Genomic DNA, 19,547 nt, shown 5'->3' with positions numbered 1-19,547 from the left:
CATTAAAACAATTTCATGAAGAGAGTTTTATTACAATCCCTAACTTTTATTCTTTTTCTTATCGCTATGGTTCCTGCCGTTGCGCAAGATTCCAGGTTGATACAAACAGGGCTTCCCTTTTTGAGAATCGCTGGGGATCCTCGTTCTGCTGGAATGGCAGACATGGGAGTAGCCACCAGTCCAGATGCCTGGAGTCAACAATGGAATCCGGCAAAATACTCTTTCATGCAACGCGAGCAAGCTTTGGGTATAGCTTACACGCCATATTTGGGACAGTTAGTCAACGATATAGGAATAGGTCAATTAGTTTATGCAAACCGCATCAATGAGCAAAGTGCTTTTGCAGCTAGCTTGAGGTATTTTGGTTTAGGAACCATTTTTATTACGGAAGATGGAGAAAACGGGTTTGAAGAAAACCCCAATGAATTCGTATTTGATGGATCCTACTCTCTAAAACTTTCCGAACAATTTTCCATGGCTGTTACCGGTAGGTTCTTGCGCAGCGATTTAAGAATTCAATCCCAGAGTGCAGATGCTAGTGCTGCAAATACATTTAGTGTAGGTATATCAGGATATTATCAAAGCGAGGAAGTGCCGATTGGAGATATGTATGGTCGTTACCGTGGAGGTTTTAATATTGCCAACATAGGCCCTAAATTTTCTTATGATTTAGGTGGTCGTGAGAACTTCCAGCCCACAAATCTAGGAATAGGTGGTGGAATAGACTTGAATTTAAATGATGGGTTCAGTAAGATAGGAATCACTGCAGAGTTTAATAAGTTACTAGTTCCTACACCGCCCGTGCGTGATTTACAAGATACTGATGGGGATGGTGACCGTCGCGAGATACTGGAAGGTCAGGATGATGATGTGAGCTTTTTCTCTGGTATTTTTCAATCTTTCGGTGATGCTCCAGGAGGCGCTTCTGAAGAATTAAAAGAGGTTACCTGGGCACTGGGAGCAGAATATACCTATGATGATAGCTTTGCGCTTAGAACTGGATATTTCAATGAAGCAGATGAAAAAGGTGGGCGTAAGTTTCTATCACTGGGAGCAGGTTTCAAATTTTCAGAAATCAACGTAGATTTGTCTTATCTGTTCTCTACAAGTCGCGTGCAATCACCGCTGGAAGGAACATTGCGATTTGGTTTGACCTTCAATTTTGGAGAAGAATATTTAGAATACTAATTTATCAAGCAATTAAACATAAATACGGTTATCGATGTTTTTGATAACCAAGAAGAGCTGGAAACAGCAGATCAGCAGTTAATGCAAGCAGCTATAAAGGCACGCTCAAATGCTTATGCTCCTTATTCAAACTTCCTAGTAGGTTGTGCCCTTTTACTAGAAAATGGCACCATAATTCACGGGAATAATCAGGAAAATGCCGCCTATCCATCAGGATTATGTGCAGAGCGTGTAGCAATATTTGCTGCTGGGGCAAATTATCCAGGGGTGTCCGTTGTTAAAATGGCGATCACTGCAGGCCCAGTTGAAGGAGATTTTGAGGAACCAGTACCGCCGTGTGGCGCCTGCCGTCAATCTATTGCAGAGTATGAATCCAGACAGTCCAGTCCTATCGAGCTTTTGTTTATGGGTACTTCTGGAAAAGTCGCGCGCTCAAAATCCTTGGGTGACTTACTGCCGCTTATTTTTGATAGAAATTACCTTTAAGCAATCACGCGGATTTAACCCTATAATTGGTTTTTCGGTATCCTTTTTTCGTCTATTTTTGTTTCACGTTTGAGAATATGTGACCATGATAGTTGATGTATCTGTTATGAGTTCGCTTTCGCGAAAGCGAAATAAAATTAACACCATTACATGAAAAAAGTAACTAAAGAAGTTCTATTAAACTGGTACGAGGAGATGCTCTTCTGGAGAAAGTTTGAGGACAAGCTAGCGCAAGTATATATCCAGCAAAAAGTACGCGGGTTCTTACACCTTTACAACGGTCAGGAAGCCATCCTTGCTGGTGCATTGCACGCTATGGAACTAGGGAAGGATAACATGATAACTGCATATCGCAACCACGTACAGCCTATAGGAATGGGTGTGGATCCTAAACGTGTTATGGCAGAATTGTATGGAAAAGAAACTGGAACCTCACACGGTCTAGGTGGTTCCATGCATATATTTTCTAAAGAAAAGAAGTTCTTCGGTGGTCACGGTATCGTTGGTGGGCAAATCCCGCTAGGAGCAGGAATTGCTTTTGGTGATAAATTTCACGATCGCGATGCGGTAACACTTACGTTTTTTGGTGATGGAGCTGCACGTCAGGGATCGTTACATGAGACTTTTAACCTTGCGATGTTGTGGAATCTTCCCGTCGTTTTTTGTGTAGAAAATAATGGTTATGCTATGGGAACAAGCGTTGCCAGAACTGCAAATCACACAGACATTTGGAAACTAGGATTAGGTTATGAAATGCCTTGTGGACCAGTTGACGCCATGGATCCAGAAAAAGTTGCGGAGGCGATGTCAGAAGCCATTGAAAGAGCACGATCTGGTGGAGGCCCTACATTTCTTGAATTGAAAACCTACCGTTATAGAGGACATTCTATGAGTGATGCTCAAAAATACCGTACGAAGGATGAGGTAGCAGAATACCAAAAGGTAGATCCTATCACCCAAGTGAAGCAACGTTTGTTAGATGATGAAGGCGTTACGGAAGAAGAGATTAAAAAGATAGGTAAACGCGTGAAAGAGCGCGTTGCCGAATGTGAGAAATTTGCTGAAGAATCCCCATATCCAGAGAAGAGCCTGATGTATGATGTAGTTTATGAGCAGGAAGATTATCCATTTTTACCTTCAAAATTATAACCCATGGCAGAAGTAATCAATATGCCTCGATTGAGCGACACTATGGAAGAAGGTGTTGTTGCAACGTGGTTGAAAAAAGTAGGAGATAAAGTAGAAGAAGGTGACATTATAGCCGAAATCGAAACCGATAAGGCCACCATGGAGTTTGAGTCTTTCTATAATGGAACGTTGCTCCACATAGGAATTCAAGAAGGTGAAACGGCTCCCGTGGATCAACTGTTAGCTATTCTGGGTGAGGAAGGTGAAGACATTTCTGAGCTTATCAAAAGTGCTGGCAAGAGCAAGAAATCGGACGAAAAGGAAGAAGATTCTGAAGAAGATTCAGAAAATGACCAAAAAGCCGACTCGGATGAATCTGATTCTGATTCAAAAAAACCTGCTGAAGAAGATTTTGATAAAAACGATGAGGATAGCGATTCTAGCGAGTTGCCTGAAGGTGTGGAGATTATTAATATGCCACGTTTAAGCGATACCATGGAAGAAGGTACGGTTGCAAGTTGGTTGAAGAAAGAAGGTGATGAGGTTGCTGAAGGTGACATTCTTGCTGAAATCGAGACCGATAAAGCTACCATGGAGTTTGAATCTTTTTATAAGGGAGTGTTGCTGAAAATAGGCGTTCAGGAAGGCGAGACCGTTCCGGTCGATTCTTTACTCGCGATTATAGGTCCTAAAGGAACAGATATTTCAGGGATTAGTGTAAAAAGCGGTTCTTCAAAGAAGCAAGCTAAAAAAGACACGGACGACAACTCTAAACAAGCGGAGTCAAAAACGGAAGATAAAAAGAACGAGCAAGATTCAAAAACCGAATCAAAATCAGCATCTAATGCTGACAAAAAACAAGCATCTGCTCCAGAAGATGGTGGATCTAAGGAAGGTTCTAACGAGTCAACTTCAAAATCTTCAAACGCAGGAGGTCGCATATTTGCATCACCACTTGCTAAGAAAATGGCGGCCGATAAAGGAATTGATTTAGGTACTGTAAAAGGATCTGGTGAAAATGGTCGGGTGACTAAAAAAGATATTGAGAACTATACTCCTAGCACAGCTGTTGCAAGCTCACAATCATCATTTGAATCTGTTGGGACAGAGACTTGGGAAGAAGTTCCTAATTCACAAATGCGCAAGACGATTGCAAAGCGTTTGGGTCAGTCTAAGTTCACGGCACCACATTATTATTTAGGACTTGACCTGGATATGGATAATGCCATTGAAAGTCGCAAGGCCATCAATGAACTTCCAGATACCAAGATCAGTTTTAACGATATGGTAATCAAGGCAGCTGCAATGGCGTTGCGCAAACATCCTAGAGTGAATACTACCTGGACTGATGCTGCTACTAAAATTGCAAAACACATACACATAGGTGTTGCAGTTGCTGTTGATGATGGATTACTAGTTCCAGTATTGCCATTTGCAGACCAGATGACTATGCAACAAATAGGTAGCAAGGTTAAAGAACTCGCAGGAAAGGCTCGTGATAAGAAATTACAACCTAAAGAGATGGAGGGAAGCACCTTTACCATTTCTAACTTGGGAATGTTCGGTATTACAGAATTCACCTCAATTATCAATCAACCTAACTCGGCTATTATGTCGGTAGGTGCGATTGTTGAAAAACCAGTCGTAAAGAATGGACAGATCGTGATAGGTAATGTGATGAAAATTACTCTTGCTTGTGACCACCGCACCGTTGACGGAGCAACAGGAGCAGCATTCCTTCAAACATTTAAAGCTTACATTGAAAACCCTATCGTCATGTACGTTTAGGAAATATTCCATTCATATTCAAAAAGCCGATCATTTGATCGGCTTTTTTGTGCGATTGCGGGACTTTGTTTTTCAAACGGTCTTTTGATTGCTTATTTTTACGACACTAACTAACATTTCTTATGAAAAATTTATTTCTCGTTGCAATAGCAGCTATAACTCTGGCATCTTGTGGCACCACTAAACGTAGTGATAATGGATCGATGGGTTCTGGTTCGACCAAGGAAAACCGAATAGTTTTACCAGTAAGTAACCCAACCCAAATAGCTATTGACGTTCAATATCTGGCAAGCGATGAATTAATGGGACGGGAAACTGGAACAGAAGGAATTGATAAAGCTGCCGCATATTTAGCAGATCGATTTGAAGCATTGGGTATCGCACCTTATAATGAGGAGTATATGCAGCCATTTACCACGGACGGTATTTCTGGAAATAACGTAGTGGCAGTGATGCCAGGTAACGATAAGGAATTGATGAAAGAGACTATCGTTATAGGTGCACATTACGATCACATCGGGATCATTCAAGCCGTTGCAGGCGATAGCATTGCAAACGGTGCTAATGATAATGCTACAGGAACGGCGAGTGTTCTTGCGATTGCAGAGCTTTTCAAGAAATTAGATTTCAACCGTCGCAAAGTAGTTTTCGCTTTGTTTTCTGCAGAAGAAAAAGGGTTGGTCGGTTCTCGACAATTGGCTGCTCAAATGAAGGCATCTGGAGAGAATGTAGTTGCTATGATTAATTATGAAATGACGGGAACTCCTATGTTGGACAAACCATATATTGCCTATTTAACAGGATATGACACCTCAAATATGGGGGAAATTTTCAATCAAGAAAATAAGGACCGTGTAGTTACGGGAAAACTAGAAGCAGCCGCTCAAATGAATTTGTTTATGCGATCAGACAACTATGGTTTTTATCAGGAATTCAATGTTCCTTCTCAAACCTTGAGCACTTTTGACTTTACAAATTTTGACCATTATCACAAAGTGGGCGACGAGATTTCAGGAATTAATGCACAGCATATGTCTAAAGTTGTTGATGCTACATTGCCCGGATTATTCTTCCTCGCGAACGATAACGGCTTAAAGATGAACCCGATTCCTAATGAGTAAAAATATAGTAGTAACAGGCACCAGCCGCGGTATAGGATTTGAATTGGCTCAGCTATTTGCTGCTAATGGGGATGAAGTGATCGCGCTTTCGCGAAAGCGTGCTCCCATTCAAGAACTCAACAATTCTAGAATTACTGCTATCTCTTGTGATCTAGCACAGGAATCCAGTATAGAAAGTGCGGTTTCAGCAATTAAAAAGCGTTTTGATAAAGTAGATATCTTGATTCACAATGCGGGTTTTTTAGTTAATAAACCGTTTGAAGAACTCACAAAAGCCGACTTTAAGAATTGTTATGAAGTCAATGTTTATGGCGTGGCTGGATTAACCCAAGGGTTATTGCCGTTGATGAATTCCAACTCCCACGTGGTTGCAATAAGTTCCATGGGCGGCATTCAAGGCAGTTCAAAATTCCCAGGACTAGCCGCTTACAGCAGCGCAAAAGCCGCGGTTATTACACTTTTTGAGTTGCTCGCCGAAGAATACAAAGAAAACGGACCTGCTTTCAACACGCTTGCACTAGGGGCCGTACAAACAGAAATGCTCGCTGAAGCGTTTCCAGGTTACGACGCACCATTGCAACCTAAAGAAATGGCTCAATATATTATGGAATTTGCCTTGACCGGAAATAAATTCTATAATGGAAAGACGCTTGAAGTGAGTAGTAGTACGCCGTAGGGTTTTTTGATTGGAGATTTTTGATTTAAAACCGCTGAGAGTAAAATTATTATCTACCGATAATTAAATGCTCCTCGACAAGATTTTACATCTGAGGAGCTTTTCTTATAGAGCGTGCATAAGTCAAAATGTTCACGTTCTCAAATACGTTACAATTGAAGAAAATTGACGGAAACACCATTGATATCACCAGCTAAAATTCAATTTACTATCACGGAACTCCAACCTTTCCGTCTTTAGAATTCACCTTTTTTTTCTCATTAAACAAGTTTTGCTTATAAATTTAAAATCCATCAAGGTCATATAAAACATGATTAGATCAACCTTTTTAATTCAACAAGCTTTAATTAAGCGCCTTCTACGATTTCGTTTATTAGGATTTATGCTGCTGCTGATTTTCTCAGGTTGTAAAAAAGAGCAGTCGGATCAAAGGCAATCTGAAAAACAAAACAAAAATAAGTCAGCGATTGAGCCTCAATTTGAAAAGGGACAGATTAAACCAATACTGTTATTGGAGGAGGACTCTTATGTGAAAATTATCGATAGTCTCTTAGAATTATATTCAAATCCCATCTCCCAGGTCCAACTCGTTGAGGTTTCTTGTAACAATATAAACGATGATTTTTTAAGTATTTATAAAAAAGACCAGTTGGTTAGAAATGAAGGTATAGGTGATATGCAGACGGTAGATCGTGAAAACCTGCAATTTTTTGTATCCTTGACAGAACAATGCGGGTTTCCAAAAAATCAATTAAGAGACTTTCGCGGATATTTAGGAATCTTTCTCGTATTACAACATTCAGATGCTAAATGGATAGCTCATTATTATGACGATTTCAAGTCTATTATTGCCAATGGAAAATTACCAAAGAATTTTTTAGCTTTACTTCAAGACCGATTTTTATTGCTAAATAATCAACCTCAAATTTATGGAACTCAGATTAAAAATGGAAGGCTTTATAAAATGTTCGATCCTAAAAATGTCTATCAAAGACGCCGACAAATGGGATTTCAAGAAAGTTTAAGAGTCTACTTATCACGTCAAGGTTTGAAAATTGAAGAAGAAATGGAAAGAGTTACCAGTGAAGCTTGAAAAGTAAATCATTAGGAATGATCATCATATCAATAGTGTTGCAATAAGAAGAAATCGAACAACAGTGGTATCGAAACTAAAATTCAATTCATTATGACGAAATTTCAACCTATCTGTCTTCTGAGCGGCTGCGCCGCTTCAAAATCCTCATTTCCTATTTCTAGGAAAGGAGCTTTCCCACTTTAACTTAGCAAAGCAATAACTGTACAAAAAAATGAAATTGTCCGGAATCTAAACTAGAAAATCTATTTTCCTCATACCTCATACCTCATACCTCATACCTCATACCTAGGAACTAATCACCCTGATTTTCCGCTTCACTTCTTCAGCTAAGCTTCTCGCTGTTTCAATATCATCAGCCACCACAGTAACATGACCCATTTTTCTAAAAGGTCGGGTTTGCTTTTTACCATAGATGTGTGGTGTCACGCCTGGCATGGCAAGAATTTCTTCTATACCATCATAAATAACGTTTCCAGTGTAGCCTTCTTCTCCTACAAGATTGACCATTACGGCTGGTTTTACAGTATCGGTAGAACCTAAAGGTAGGTTCAAAATACAGCGTATATGCTGCTCAAACTGGTCTGTCACAGATCCCTCAATGGAGTAGTGACCTGAATTGTGGGGTCGTGGTGCCACCTCATTGATAAGGAGTTCTCCATTTTTAGTAAGAAATAATTCAACGGCCAGTAATCCTACGTGATCATAGGCTTGGGATACTTTAAGTGCGAGATCGCGAGCCTTTTCAGAAACTTCATTTGAAATTCGCGCTGGACAGATTACATATTCTACTTGGTTTGCTTCTGGATGGAATTCCATTTCTACCACAGGATATGTTTTTATCTTGCCATTTGAATTGCGCGCAACGATGACTGCAAGTTCCATTTCAAAATCAACCAGGTCTTCATAAATGCATTCTTCGTGAGGAAGGTCCTTCAGGTCAGTAGCTGTTCGGATTACTTTTACACCTTTGCCGTCGTAACCGCCTTCAGCACTTTTCCAGATGAATGGGAAATTGCGTTTTGTGTTTGGGTCTGGTTTTTCTAAGATTTCAAAGGCTGCTGTTGGAAGCTGGTATTCCTGATAAAAGGTTTTCTGGGTCGCTTTATTGCGGATTAAGTTCAGAACCTTGGCACTAGGCGAGACTGCAACACCTTCTGCTTCCAGATCTTCTAAAGCTTGCACATTTACGTTTTCAATTTCTATAGTAAGAACATCAACCTGACGGCCAAATTCCATGACAGCCTCATAATCCATAATATCACCTTCAAAGAAAACGGTGCAGCCCTCAAACGCAGGTGCGGTGTCTTCCATATCCATAACATATGTCTGCACATCCCATTTGCGGGTAGTGTACAACATCATTTTTCCTAGCTGGCCACCGCCTAGAATTCCTAACCTAAAATCTGATGAAAAAAGTGTCTGTTCCATGTGTCAAAAATACACGTTCTATTTTGGTTCTAAATGATGACTCTAGGCTTGCGTTAGTGATTGAAGTGAAAATCCTTTTTTATGACTCATGCATGAAATGCATTGTCATAAAAAAGATTGTAACGTAAAGCCCGGCCGCAGGCAACGCCCAGATAAAACACATAATCTGATAGGATAATAATTTTAAAATAAACAAGAGTTACATACTCTCATTATTAGAACACCTCCTTTTTTCAAATGACTATCTTTGCAAAAAATTATCAGCATTGCGTAAAATTCACGACCTTTATTTTAAGCCCTTTTTGAGTGTAAAAGAGATTGATGGCGCTGTGGAAAACCTTGCCTATCAAATCAATCGAGACTTAAAGGACAAAAACCCTATTTTTTTGGGAGTTTTGAATGGAAGTTATATGGTTCTGGCAGACCTGACCCGGAAATTCATGGGTGATTGTGAGGTTGCATTCTTGCGCACGAGTAGTTATGAAGGGACTTCATCTACAGGAGAGATACGACTGGATATGGAGCTGGATGTTGATCTTACCGATCGTGCGGTAATTATTGTTGAAGACATTGTAGATACGGGACTTACAATAGATGCGCTTTCGCGAAAGCTTAAATCCCACAATCCTTCTGCACTTTATATTGCGACCTTATTTCTAAAACCAGAAGTTTACAACCGACAGTTGAAAATTGATTATGTAGGTCAAAATATTGAGAATAAATTTGTCGTAGGCTACGGCATGGATTATAACAATTTAGGGCGCAACCTGCCCGAACTTTACGTACAGACTAACCCTATGAAAAATATAGTGCTATTCGGTCCTCCAGGAGCGGGAAAAGGAACTCAGGCAGAACGTTTAAAAGAGAAATATGGTCTTGTTCATATCTCGACAGGAGATGTTTTTAGATACAATATCAAGAATTCTACTGACCTGGGAATATTAGCCAAATCCTTCATGGATAAAGGAAATTTAGTTCCAGATGAAGTCACGATCAAAATGTTGAAAGCTGAAGTGGAAAAAACTCCAAATGGAGCAGGATTCATTTTTGATGGATTTCCTAGAACTGACGCACAAGCTAAAGCTCTTGATAATCTACTAGAAGGTAAAGGAACAGGAGTAAGTGGAATGGTGGCACTAGAGGTGGATGATGAAGTTCTCGTAGAACGTTTATTAGAAAGAGGAAAGAGCAGTGGACGTCCCGACGATGCTAACGAGCAAGTAATACGTGGGCGCATTAGCGTGTACTACAGACAGACGGCACCGCTCAAGAATTATTATCAGAAATTAGATAAATATTACGGCGTTAATGGGGAGGGATCCATTGATGAAATCACAAAACGATTGAGCGCAGAATTTGATAAACTGTAAATCGTTTTGAGTTAAACTTTCAACGTTGAGACTTTAATTCACATCCTTCCAGATGGATTTGCAAATAATTAAAGGATGATAGTTTGACTTTCAAGGTTTGAATGTCACGCGTTTATATCCATAAAATTACGTATAGAAAAGCTGGTAGTCCATTTGAAATTTTTATTTTTCAATAGGCAATAGGCAATAGGCAATAGGCAATAGGCAATAGGCAATAGGCAATAGGCATTAATTACAATACCATGACTGAAGGAAATTTTGTAGACTATACTAAAGTACACTTGGAATCCGGTCGTGGAGGTAAGGGAAGTACCCACTTGCACCGTGAGAAGTACATCGATAAGGGTGGTCCCGACGGTGGTGATGGTGGTCGTGGTGGCCACATCATAATGCGTGGTAATAAAAACTTATGGACACTCTATCACTTTAAATATCAGCGTCACTTTAAGTCGATGCAAGGTGGTAACGGTGCAAAGCAACGTCGTACGGGTTTAGACGGTGAGGATATTTATCTAGAACTTCCTTTAGGAACTGTAGTAAGAGATACAGAAACAGGCCAGATCATCCATGAAATATTAAATGATGGCGATGAAACTATCCTTGCGGAAGGCGGAATGGGAGGAAAGGGAAACTGGCACTTTAAGAGTTCTACCAGGCAAACGCCTCGTTATGCTCAACCCGGAACGGATGGAATCGCATTAGAGGTCACTTTTGAACTCAAAATCCTGGCCGATGTAGGATTGGTAGGATTTCCCAATGCTGGTAAATCAACTTTGTTATCTGTTTTGACAGCGGCTAAACCTAAAATAGCCAACTATGAATTTACGACCCTAAAACCAAATTTAGGAATTGTGGAATATCGTGATTTTCAAACTTTTGTAATTGCTGATATTCCTGGAATCATTGAAGGTGCAGCAGAAGGCAAAGGAATAGGTCACCGATTCTTGCGTCACATTGAACGCAATTCTACATTGCTCTTTATGGTGCCAGCAGATGCCAAAGATATTGCTGCGGAATATCAAATTCTATTGAACGAATTGCGCAAGTACAATCCAGAAATGCTGGATAAGGAGCGATTTGTCGCGATTACTAAATCAGATATGCTGGACGATGAACTCATGACTGAGTTGAAAGAACATTTAGATAATGAAGGGGCTTTTGATGGTGCACCTTACATGTTTATTTCTTCTATCAATCAATATAACTTACAGCAACTCAAAGATCAGTTGTGGAAAATGCTGAATGAGTAGCATCAAATATCTTCCATACGTGAAACAATATTGTTACCTAGCAATGTTGATTTTTATAGGTGCTAGCTCTCATGCCCAGGACTATCTAGGAAATTGGTCTTTTGCAAAAGTAATCAAGTCAAAAGCCTCCAAAATAATGCTTGAGGATGATATGATTGCCATGAACCAGGTATTCAAATCATATTACATAGAACTGCGCGCAGACTCTACTTATTCTGCTACTATGCTATCGGTAGCTCAAGATGGAAACTATCGTTTTCAAAACGATACGATCACACTAGACAATAAAGACAAATTTACGTTGATGAAGACACGCAGTGCTGTCCTGTCAACTCGTGATTTTGACCTAATGTTTAAAAGGCAAGACGGTCTGAGTCCGCAAAAGGAGTATTCGTTTTTAATAACAGATCGATGTGAGAAAATTAAATTTTCAAAAGATTTGATTCTTGGTCGCTGGGTTGCCAGAGAAGTGAAAGTTTCACCTGACAATGAAAATCCAGAGCTTACTGAAACTTTGTTGAGCTCACTCGTCCTTACTTTATTGGCAGATGGTAGAATGGACTTCAATATTTTTGGAATTCAAGATGTAAAACTTTGGGGTATAGACGATACCAGAACTGAACTGATATTAGGTGCCGATGAAATTACTCCTGAAATTTACAATGTTTGTAAATTAAATGAAACGCAGATGATACTGAAACTAACCACAAAGGGTACGCTTATTTATCTCATAAAAGAGGTAGATGAAAGGAATTGATAATTGTTATAAGTCGGGAATAAAGGAAGCTGAACTTCTACACTCCGAATTGTTTAAAATGATGATCCAGATGTTTCCACTGAAGTACTCCCCATTGCTCCTTAGTAAACTCGCCAAAAACAGGATGACTGCGTCGGTTTTCATTATTGCGATCGTACCACAATTCTTGAATCCATAGATCAAGTTTTTCTTTTTCGCTTGCAAAATCGCGACTATCTTCTACTTTAAATGTAGAAAGAGTAGGTCCATTTTTGCGGTATGGTTTAGAACTATACATCATCTTCTTGAATAGAATCTTAACCAGCCAGTTGGATTTAATTACTATTTTCTCTTTACCCATGGCAACCTGGAGGGGGTATTGACAATGTTTCATCATTTGAGCAGCACTCATTACACCCCATTGAGCGTTGTTCGATGGGGTAATCGTTTTTAGGCGTTCTCGTAATTTGAGATACTCAAGTTCTTCAAAAATGGATTTCATGGCAATAGATTTACTATTCATATAATAAATAAGGCTGTCTCATTTTGTCATACTCTTTCAAACCTTGTTGCCAGGTTTGTGAAATTGCAGCGGCACTCATACCTTTTTCGATTTGAGCTTGCAGGTTTTTTGTGCCGGCTAGATTAGTGAAAAAGGAATTGAAAAAGGTTTCTTTATAAGGCGCTTTCGCGTAAGCGTCTACTAAAAAATCCAACTGTAATTTATCCAATTTTGGATATTCCCGCAGATCAACCCCAAAGCATTTCTTACCATTAAAAGGCGGTCTTTTAGAACCATAGCCTGGAGTAGGAGTAAATGAGAAATCTCGATATTTTGCGAGCGATGGCGAGCCATACACCTGGAACTGCATATTAGTACCGCGACCTACACTCACATCAGCGCCCTCAAAAAAGCAAAGGCTGGGATAGAGGTTGACTGCTTGCGCATTGGGCAAGTTGGGAGACGGTGGGATGGGTAAAGTATAAGGTGTGTCGTGAGTGTAATTTTTCAATTTAATCACATTTATCTTAGCTTGTTTTCCATAGGGCAACCACTTTTCTCCATTGATCATTTGTGCATATTCACCCATTGTCATCCCATGAACGACAGGTACTGGATGCATTCCCACAAAACTCTTGTGTTGTGAATCAAGTATGGGTCCATCAATGTAATGTCCATTGGGATTAGGTCTATCCAGGATGATCACCGTTTTCTTACTATCAGCAGCGGCTTCCATTACATAATGTAGTGTTGATATGTAGGTGTAGAATCGAGCACCTACATCCTGAATGTCAAAAAGAATAACGTCGACATCTGCTAATTGTTCAGCTGTGGGTTTTTTGTTATTTCCGTATAAAGATATTATGGGCAATCCAGTTCTTTTATCAGTGCCATCAGCTATTGCGGTACCCGCATCTGCATTGCCTCTAAAACCGTGTTCTGGAGCAAAAACTTTTTTTACATCAACGCCTAATGAAACTAAAGTATCCACTAGATGTACATATTTTATCTTTTCTGCCTGATCCCAAGTGCGACGTTGCTCTTTATTTAATGAATTGACTATACTCGTTTGATTGCCCACTACAGCAACACGCTTTCCTTTTAGTTGTCCTATCCAGCTGCTAACTTGATCTGCGGCTGTGGTAGACATATTTTGAACTGGCCTCACAAATTGAGAGCTATCAACCGCTATAGGAATGGTGGTGGTTTCACCCGTTTTAGAATTAATTTTATTTTTTTGATTGACACTGGCATCGCAGGACGATACCATAAAAGCCATAAGGATTATGGTATATTTGAACATAGAAGAATAAAGGTTGAATCTAGAGTATTTCATAGCACAGCGCGTACAAAATAGTACGGCTTATAAAAATAGCGTAAGCGCACCGATAATAAAAATTGCCACGGCAGCAATTGCGATAGGTATGGTTGTAATGATCATCGCCATTGCGACCGGCGTGGGCCTACAAAAAAAGATTAGGGAGAAGGTCAGCGCATTCAATGGAGATGTAACAATTTCACTATTTGATCGCAATAACTCCATTACTACCGTCAAACCTATCTCCATAAACCAGGATTTTTACCCTGATTTCAAGTCGGTTCCAGAGGTTTCTCACGTTCAAGCTGTTGCTACAAAAGGAGCTATGATCCGTACGGCAACAGATTTTGAAGGTGTCATACTAAAAGGAGTGGGCACCGATTACCGCTGGGAAAGCTTCAAGGAGTTTTTAGTCGAGGGTGAATTGCCTGATGTTTCTCAAGAGTCAACCTCTAAGGATATTTTGATTTCTGATGATATCTCTCGCAGGTTAGGTTTAAAAGTGGGTGATAAAGCACCCACCTATTTCATGAAGGAAAATGAAGAACCACTCGCTAGGGCATTTACCGTGGTCGGGATCTATGATAGCGGCCTCGAGGAATACGATACAAAATTCATTTTGGGAGACATTCGCAACATTCAGAAGATCAATAAATGGGAAGACGATGAAGTTGGGAAGTTTGAGGTCTTTATTGGTGATTTTGCCCAGATTGATGAAGTAGGAAAAGAAGTTTTCCTAAATGTCCCGCAAATGTTGGAGGCTAGAACTATTAAAGAGCAGTATCCCACAATTTTTGACTGGCTGGCTCTTTTAGATGGAAATATCTATGGTATTATTGGTATTATATTACTGGTGGGTGTTATCAATATGATTACGGCATTACTGGTTTTAATCTTAGACCGTACTAATATGATAGGCGTTCTCAAGTCCCTGGGTGCGACAGACTGGATGGTGCGTAAAGTCTTTTTATACAATGCGATGAGTCTCATTTTAAAAGGTTTGTTCTGGGGTAATGCGATAGGATTAGGGCTAGTCGGGCTGCAATATTTCTTTGCGCCATTAACTCTTGATCCCGCTACTTATTATGTAAGTGAAGCACCTGTTTTTATTTCCTGGTGGCATGTTCTATTGCTCAATTTAGGTACGTTTACCATTTGTTTAATCGTTTTAATTATCCCTACCTATATCGTCAGCCGGATCTCTCCGGTAAAAGCGATGCGTTTTGAATAGGCTTTAAGAATTCATTTCTTTTAGTTGGAACAGACCGCTTTCGCGAAAGCGGAATCCCCTCAATACCAGTCATGAAAATAACCGATGGGAATACCGTGGTATACTTCAGGCAAAATCCTAAATTTGCAGCGCAAAAAAAGATCATGGATTACGTTGAAAATATATTGGGAACCATAGGAAACACTCCTATGATTAAGATGAATAAACTTGTTGAAGACCTGCCTTGTTTGGTACTGGCCAAATACGAGACTTTCAACCCGGGAAATAGTACAAAAGATCGCATGGGACTCATGATGATTGAAGATGCAGAAGCAGATGGTCGTCTTAAACCAGGCGGCACCATCATTGAAGGAACCAGTGGAAATACAGGAATGGGACTTGCGCTTGCTGCCATTATCAAAGGATACAAGCTTATTTGTGTATTGAGCGATAAGCAGTCTAAAGAAAAAATGGACATATTGCGTGCCGTGGGTGCTGAGGTTCATGTTTGTCCTACAGACGTTGCCCCAGACGACCCGCAATCTTATTATTCTACCAGCAAGCGATTGAGTGAGGAAATACCCAATTCCTGGTATGTAAATCAGTATGACAACCCTTCCAATTGTAAGGCACATTATATGAGTACTGGACCAGAAATCTGGGAGCAAACCGATGGAAAAGTGACGCACTTTGTAGTAGGAGTGGGAACCGGTGGTACTATATCTGGAGTAGGAACGTATCTAAAAGGTAAGAATCCCGATGTGAAGATATGGGGAATCGATACCTATGGATCGGTTTTCAAGAAATACCATGAAACCGGAATATTTGACGAAAAGGAAATCTATCCCTACGTAACCGAAGGAATAGGTGAGGATATCCTACCATTAAATGTGAGATTTGAAGTTATCGATGGCTTTACTAAAGTAACTGATAAGGACGCAGCAGTCTACACGCGTAGGCTTGCTAAAGAAGAAGGAATGTTTCTAGGAAATAGTGCTGGAGCTGCCATTAAAGGATTGTTGCAAATTCATGAGGAACAGCCATTTACTAAAGATGATGTCGTTGTCATTTTATACCACGATCACGGGAGTCGTTATGTTGGGAAATTCTTCAACGATGAATGGATGGCATCAAAAGGATGGCTAGAAGAGTAATTGCCGATTGTTTACTTTGCTTTTGCTGCTCAAATTCTGATTGCCGTTTTAAATCCTAAGTATCAAACATTGCTAATGATTTGTCATGCTGAACTCGTTTCAATATCTCATGGAACTGGCAATATTTGGGAGTTTTACCTACCCTCAACGTATTCTGAATGTGATTTGCTTATCTATTTAGTAGACCTGAAAATATAACATTCTATATTCCCTGCTGTGAGCATAAGTGGCGAGTGATTTTCACCATTATATTTAATGACTCGGAAAAGCCGGAAGAAATTTAGCAAATACATGTTTAGGTGATGGGAAGGGAGTTTTTACTATTGTTGTCCGTTGTAAAACCTTAATATCTATTGTTTGTTCAAATTTCCCCTAACTACAAGGATAACCAAAACCACTTTACAAATACCACCTAAGAATTCGCATCTTAAAAATTAATTAACGATTTCGCTTTCGATTGAAGTAGTGGATAAACCACTAGATCAAGAACAGATAGCAAATCACTAATCCAGAATCACTTACATTAGCAGGTAACTTAATACCATGCAGGAAGATTTTATCCATTACCTCTGGAAATTCAAGAAGTTAAATGGTCTGGATCTTAAAACTACCGCTGGTCAATCGGTGGTGATTAAATCTTTAGGAACACACAACCACCACTCTGGGCCTGACTTCTTTAATTGTAGGGTAGAGATTGCTGGTCAAGCCTGGGCTGGAAATGTAGAGATGCACTTGCGCGCTAGTGACTGGTATCGTCATGGACATGATGACGATCCTGCCTATGATAATGTCATCTTGCATGTGGTATGGAAACACGATGCAGAAATCACGCGTCGCAGTGAGATTGACATCCCGGTTCTAGAGGTCGCTAAATACGTGTCTGACGAGCTCATTATTTCTTACACCAGTCTATTTGCCCACAAGAATAATCAGTTTATTAATTGCGAAAAGAGCATAGCAAACATCGATACTTTTCTAAGAGATATGTGGTTAGAAAAAGTTTTTATCCAGCGGCTAGAAAAGCGTTATGACCGTATAATGTCGAGCCTTGATGTGAACAATAACGATTGGGAAGCTACCTTTTTTCAGATGTTGATGAGAAGTTTCGGCACTAAGGTAAATGCAGATGCTTTTGAGCAGATCGCAACCAGTATGAATCAATCTGTGTTGCGTAAATTGGCTCATGATGCGTTTCAGTTAGAGTCTGTGTTGATGGGACAATCTGGCTTGCTAGATACCATTCATGAAGATAGATATTTTCAGAATCTTAAAAAAGAATACGCTTTTGCGAAAGCGAAATACCAACTCGACCCTATCCTTACCAAGCTTAAATTTTTCAGGTTGCGGCCGGCAAATTATCCTACGGTACGATTATCACAGTTAGCGATGCTCTATCAAAGAAATCCACTTTTGTTTGCGGAAATCCTAATGGCTGACTCCAGGGAAAAAATCATGAAATTATTTCAAATAAAGGCAGCTAATTACTGGGATGAACGCCACTTGTTTGATAAAATCACTGAAAAGCGAGAGAAGTATTTGACTTCCGAATTTATCGACCTTTTGATTATTAACTGTGTTGTGCCAGTCAGGTTTGCATATGCAAAATATCAAGGCAAGCAAAATATAGAGGAGTTACTGCTGCTGATGCGTGGTATTAAAATGGAAAAAAACACGATAACAAATCAGTTTCATAAATTGATAGGGTTAAAAAACGCATTGGAATCCCAAGCGGTTCTAGAGCTCAAACCTAATTATTGCGATAAAAACGCTTGTTTGAACTGTGATATTGGAATTCACTTGATGCGCAGTCCTTCATAGTTAACGATTGATTCAACTTACGTAAATTTGAACCATGAGCATAGTGAACGAATTAAGACATTATTTAGAGAAGTACGGGTTCTATGTATCCACACGTCTTGCAGATCGTTTAGGTATGCGAGCAAAACATGTCAGAATTACCTTTATTTATTTCACATTTGCGACGCTAGGTGCTGGATTTGCGATATATATAGTTATGGCTTTTTGGCTGCGTCTGAAAGATCTCGTTCACGTGAAACGCAGTTCTGTTTTTGATCTTTAATGCCCCATAATGCGTAATAAAATAACAATTGCCATAAGTTTATTGGTACTGATTCTATTGGTAGGATGTTTAGGCTATAGGTTTATTTTAGAACTTTCATGGGTCGACTCTCTGTATATGACGGTGATCACCATCACTACAGTTGGTTTTAGAGAATTAGGAACTGCCAGCCCTGAGTCAAAACTGTTTACAATATTTTTACTTCTTACAAGTGTAATTATATTAGGTTACTCAGTATCGGTCATTTCAGAATACCTTCTTTTTAAAAACTCTGTTTCAGCTCGACGACAGCGAGCCCAATTAAAATATTTAAAGACTATGGAAAATCATATTATTGTATGCGGTTATGGGAGGAATGGTCGTCAGGCGGTAATTAGACTTCAGGATTTCAAGCGTGATTTTGTGATTATTGAAAAGCAACAAGAAGTCATTGACAACAGTCCATTAGATCATAAATATTTTGTTCACGGGAATGCTAATGAAGATGAAATATTACAGCGAGCAAAAATTGAAAAGGCGTCTGTACTTATAACAGCATTACCAGATGATGCCGATAATCTCTTTGTGGTATTAAGTGCCCGACAACTCAACAAAGGATTAAAGATCATTTCTAGAGCAAGCGAGGATACTAGTTATAAAAAACTGAAGCTCGCTGGGGCAGACAATGTCATATTACCTGATCAAATAGGTGGACAACACATGGCCTCTCTAGTAGTTAGCCCAGATTTAATTGAATTCTGGGATAATTTAAATTATGGAGGTGAAGATGGGGTAAATTTAGAGCAGATTTCTTTTGAACAGATGTTTGATGATAAGGAAAATCGCTCCATGATTGATTTAAACCTGAGACAAGAAACGGGTTGTACCATAATAGGTTACAAGTCTCCTGATGGTGAATATGTAGTGAACCCTAGCCCAGATACCGCTATCGTACCCGGGTCAAAGATTATTGTAGTTGGAAACTCAAATCAGATAGCACAACTACAAAAATCTTATAGAATACATTGAAAGGATCT

Annotated in this window: 18 protein-coding genes; 15 read left to right on the top strand and 3 right to left on the bottom strand. The window is 39.6% G+C overall.

Annotated features, from left to right (window positions below; all coding sequences use genetic code 11):
- Positions 1 to 15 precede the first annotated feature (15 nt).
- The 7 genes from porV to IQ282_RS05815 all read left to right on the top strand — a co-directional run bounded on the left by porV (position 16) and on the right by IQ282_RS05815 (position 7,480).
- Positions 16 to 1,188 (top strand): type IX secretion system outer membrane channel protein PorV, encoded by a 1,173-nt coding sequence (gene porV, locus IQ282_RS05845; RefSeq protein WP_194850904.1) that lies wholly within the window; start codon positions 16 to 18, stop codon positions 1,186 to 1,188.
- 3 nt (positions 1,189 to 1,191) lie between these two features.
- Positions 1,192 to 1,674, top strand: coding sequence for a cytidine deaminase (locus IQ282_RS05840; RefSeq protein WP_194850955.1), 483 nt, complete (start codon positions 1,192 to 1,194; stop codon positions 1,672 to 1,674).
- A 150-nt stretch (positions 1,675 to 1,824) separates the two neighbouring features.
- Positions 1,825 to 2,823, top strand: a complete 999-nt coding sequence (gene pdhA / locus IQ282_RS05835) for a pyruvate dehydrogenase (acetyl-transferring) E1 component subunit alpha (RefSeq protein ID WP_194850903.1) — start codon at positions 1,825 to 1,827, stop codon at positions 2,821 to 2,823.
- A 3-nt stretch (positions 2,824 to 2,826) separates the two neighbouring features.
- Positions 2,827 to 4,590 carry a pyruvate dehydrogenase complex dihydrolipoamide acetyltransferase gene (locus IQ282_RS05830; RefSeq protein WP_194850902.1) on the top strand — a complete coding sequence of 588 codons (1,764 nt, stop codon included), beginning with the start codon at positions 2,827 to 2,829 and terminating at the stop codon, positions 4,588 to 4,590.
- Positions 4,591 to 4,712: 122 nt separating this feature from the next.
- A complete protein-coding gene (locus IQ282_RS05825) occupies positions 4,713 to 5,711 on the top strand; it encodes a M28 family peptidase (RefSeq protein ID WP_194850901.1) in 999 nt (332 codons plus the stop codon).
- Positions 5,704 to 6,387: an SDR family NAD(P)-dependent oxidoreductase gene (locus tag IQ282_RS05820; protein WP_194850900.1), complete on the top strand. Its 684-nt coding sequence runs from the start codon at positions 5,704 to 5,706 to the stop codon at positions 6,385 to 6,387. The genes IQ282_RS05825 and IQ282_RS05820 overlap by 8 nt, the downstream gene beginning before the upstream one ends.
- A 310-nt stretch (positions 6,388 to 6,697) precedes the next feature.
- The gene (locus tag IQ282_RS05815; RefSeq protein ID WP_194850899.1) at positions 6,698 to 7,480 is read left to right on the top strand and encodes a hypothetical protein; all 783 of its coding nucleotides are present in this window, start codon (positions 6,698 to 6,700) and stop codon (positions 7,478 to 7,480) included.
- Positions 7,481 to 7,768: 288 nt separating this feature from the next.
- On the opposite strand, the gene IQ282_RS05810 is transcribed toward IQ282_RS05815, so the two are convergent.
- On the bottom strand, positions 7,769 to 8,911 hold the full coding sequence (locus IQ282_RS05810; protein ID WP_194850898.1) for a 5-(carboxyamino)imidazole ribonucleotide synthase: 1,143 nt from the start codon (positions 8,909 to 8,911) through the stop codon (positions 7,769 to 7,771).
- A 266-nt stretch (positions 8,912 to 9,177) separates the two neighbouring features.
- On the opposite strand from IQ282_RS05810, the gene IQ282_RS05805 reads away from it, so the two are divergent.
- The 3 genes from IQ282_RS05805 (at position 9,178) to IQ282_RS05795 (ending at position 12,288) form a co-directional block, all read left to right on the top strand.
- Positions 9,178 to 10,281, top strand: coding sequence for an adenylate kinase (locus IQ282_RS05805; protein ID WP_194850897.1), 1,104 nt, complete (start codon positions 9,178 to 9,180; stop codon positions 10,279 to 10,281).
- Positions 10,282 to 10,523: 242 nt separating this feature from the next.
- Entirely contained in the window at positions 10,524 to 11,531 is a 1,008-nt protein-coding gene (gene obgE / locus IQ282_RS05800; protein WP_194850896.1) for a GTPase ObgE, read from the top strand.
- Positions 11,524 to 12,288: a hypothetical protein gene (locus IQ282_RS05795; RefSeq protein WP_194850895.1), complete on the top strand. Its 765-nt coding sequence runs from the start codon at positions 11,524 to 11,526 to the stop codon at positions 12,286 to 12,288. The genes obgE and IQ282_RS05795 overlap by 8 nt, the downstream gene beginning before the upstream one ends.
- A 37-nt stretch (positions 12,289 to 12,325) precedes the next feature.
- Here IQ282_RS05795 and IQ282_RS05790 read toward each other — a convergent pair whose 3' ends face one another.
- Together IQ282_RS05790 and IQ282_RS05785 are read right to left on the bottom strand one after the other, a co-directional pair.
- Positions 12,326 to 12,769, bottom strand: coding sequence for a DUF1569 domain-containing protein (locus IQ282_RS05790; protein WP_194850894.1), 444 nt, complete (start codon positions 12,767 to 12,769; stop codon positions 12,326 to 12,328).
- Between the two features lie 13 nt (positions 12,770 to 12,782).
- Positions 12,783 to 14,072, bottom strand: coding sequence for an exo-beta-N-acetylmuramidase NamZ family protein (locus IQ282_RS05785; RefSeq protein ID WP_228547233.1), 1,290 nt, complete (start codon positions 14,070 to 14,072; stop codon positions 12,783 to 12,785).
- Between the two features lie 13 nt (positions 14,073 to 14,085).
- Between IQ282_RS05785 and IQ282_RS05780 the strand changes: the two genes are divergently transcribed.
- The 5 genes from IQ282_RS05780 to IQ282_RS05760 all read left to right on the top strand — a co-directional run bounded on the left by IQ282_RS05780 (position 14,086) and on the right by IQ282_RS05760 (position 19,539).
- Positions 14,086 to 15,318 (top strand): ABC transporter permease, encoded by a 1,233-nt coding sequence (locus IQ282_RS05780; RefSeq protein ID WP_194850893.1) that lies wholly within the window; start codon positions 14,086 to 14,088, stop codon positions 15,316 to 15,318.
- 143 nt (positions 15,319 to 15,461) lie between these two features.
- Entirely contained in the window at positions 15,462 to 16,451 is a 990-nt protein-coding gene (locus IQ282_RS05775; RefSeq protein WP_194850953.1) for a PLP-dependent cysteine synthase family protein, read from the top strand.
- A gap of 543 nt (positions 16,452 to 16,994) precedes the next feature.
- A complete protein-coding gene (locus IQ282_RS05770; RefSeq protein ID WP_194850892.1) occupies positions 16,995 to 18,269 on the top strand; it encodes a DUF2851 family protein in 1,275 nt (424 codons plus the stop codon).
- A gap of 34 nt (positions 18,270 to 18,303) precedes the next feature.
- Positions 18,304 to 18,531, top strand: coding sequence for a PspC domain-containing protein (locus tag IQ282_RS05765; protein WP_194850891.1), 228 nt, complete (start codon positions 18,304 to 18,306; stop codon positions 18,529 to 18,531).
- A gap of 9 nt (positions 18,532 to 18,540) precedes the next feature.
- The gene (locus IQ282_RS05760; RefSeq protein ID WP_194850890.1) at positions 18,541 to 19,539 is read left to right on the top strand and encodes a potassium channel family protein; all 999 of its coding nucleotides are present in this window, start codon (positions 18,541 to 18,543) and stop codon (positions 19,537 to 19,539) included.
- Positions 19,540 to 19,547 lie beyond the last annotated feature (8 nt).

It is taken from the genome of Nonlabens antarcticus, assembly GCF_015356755.1.
GTDB classification, from domain to species: domain Bacteria; phylum Bacteroidota; class Bacteroidia; order Flavobacteriales; family Flavobacteriaceae; genus Nonlabens; species Nonlabens antarcticus.
This window is presented reverse-complemented; position numbering and strand designations above follow the sequence as displayed.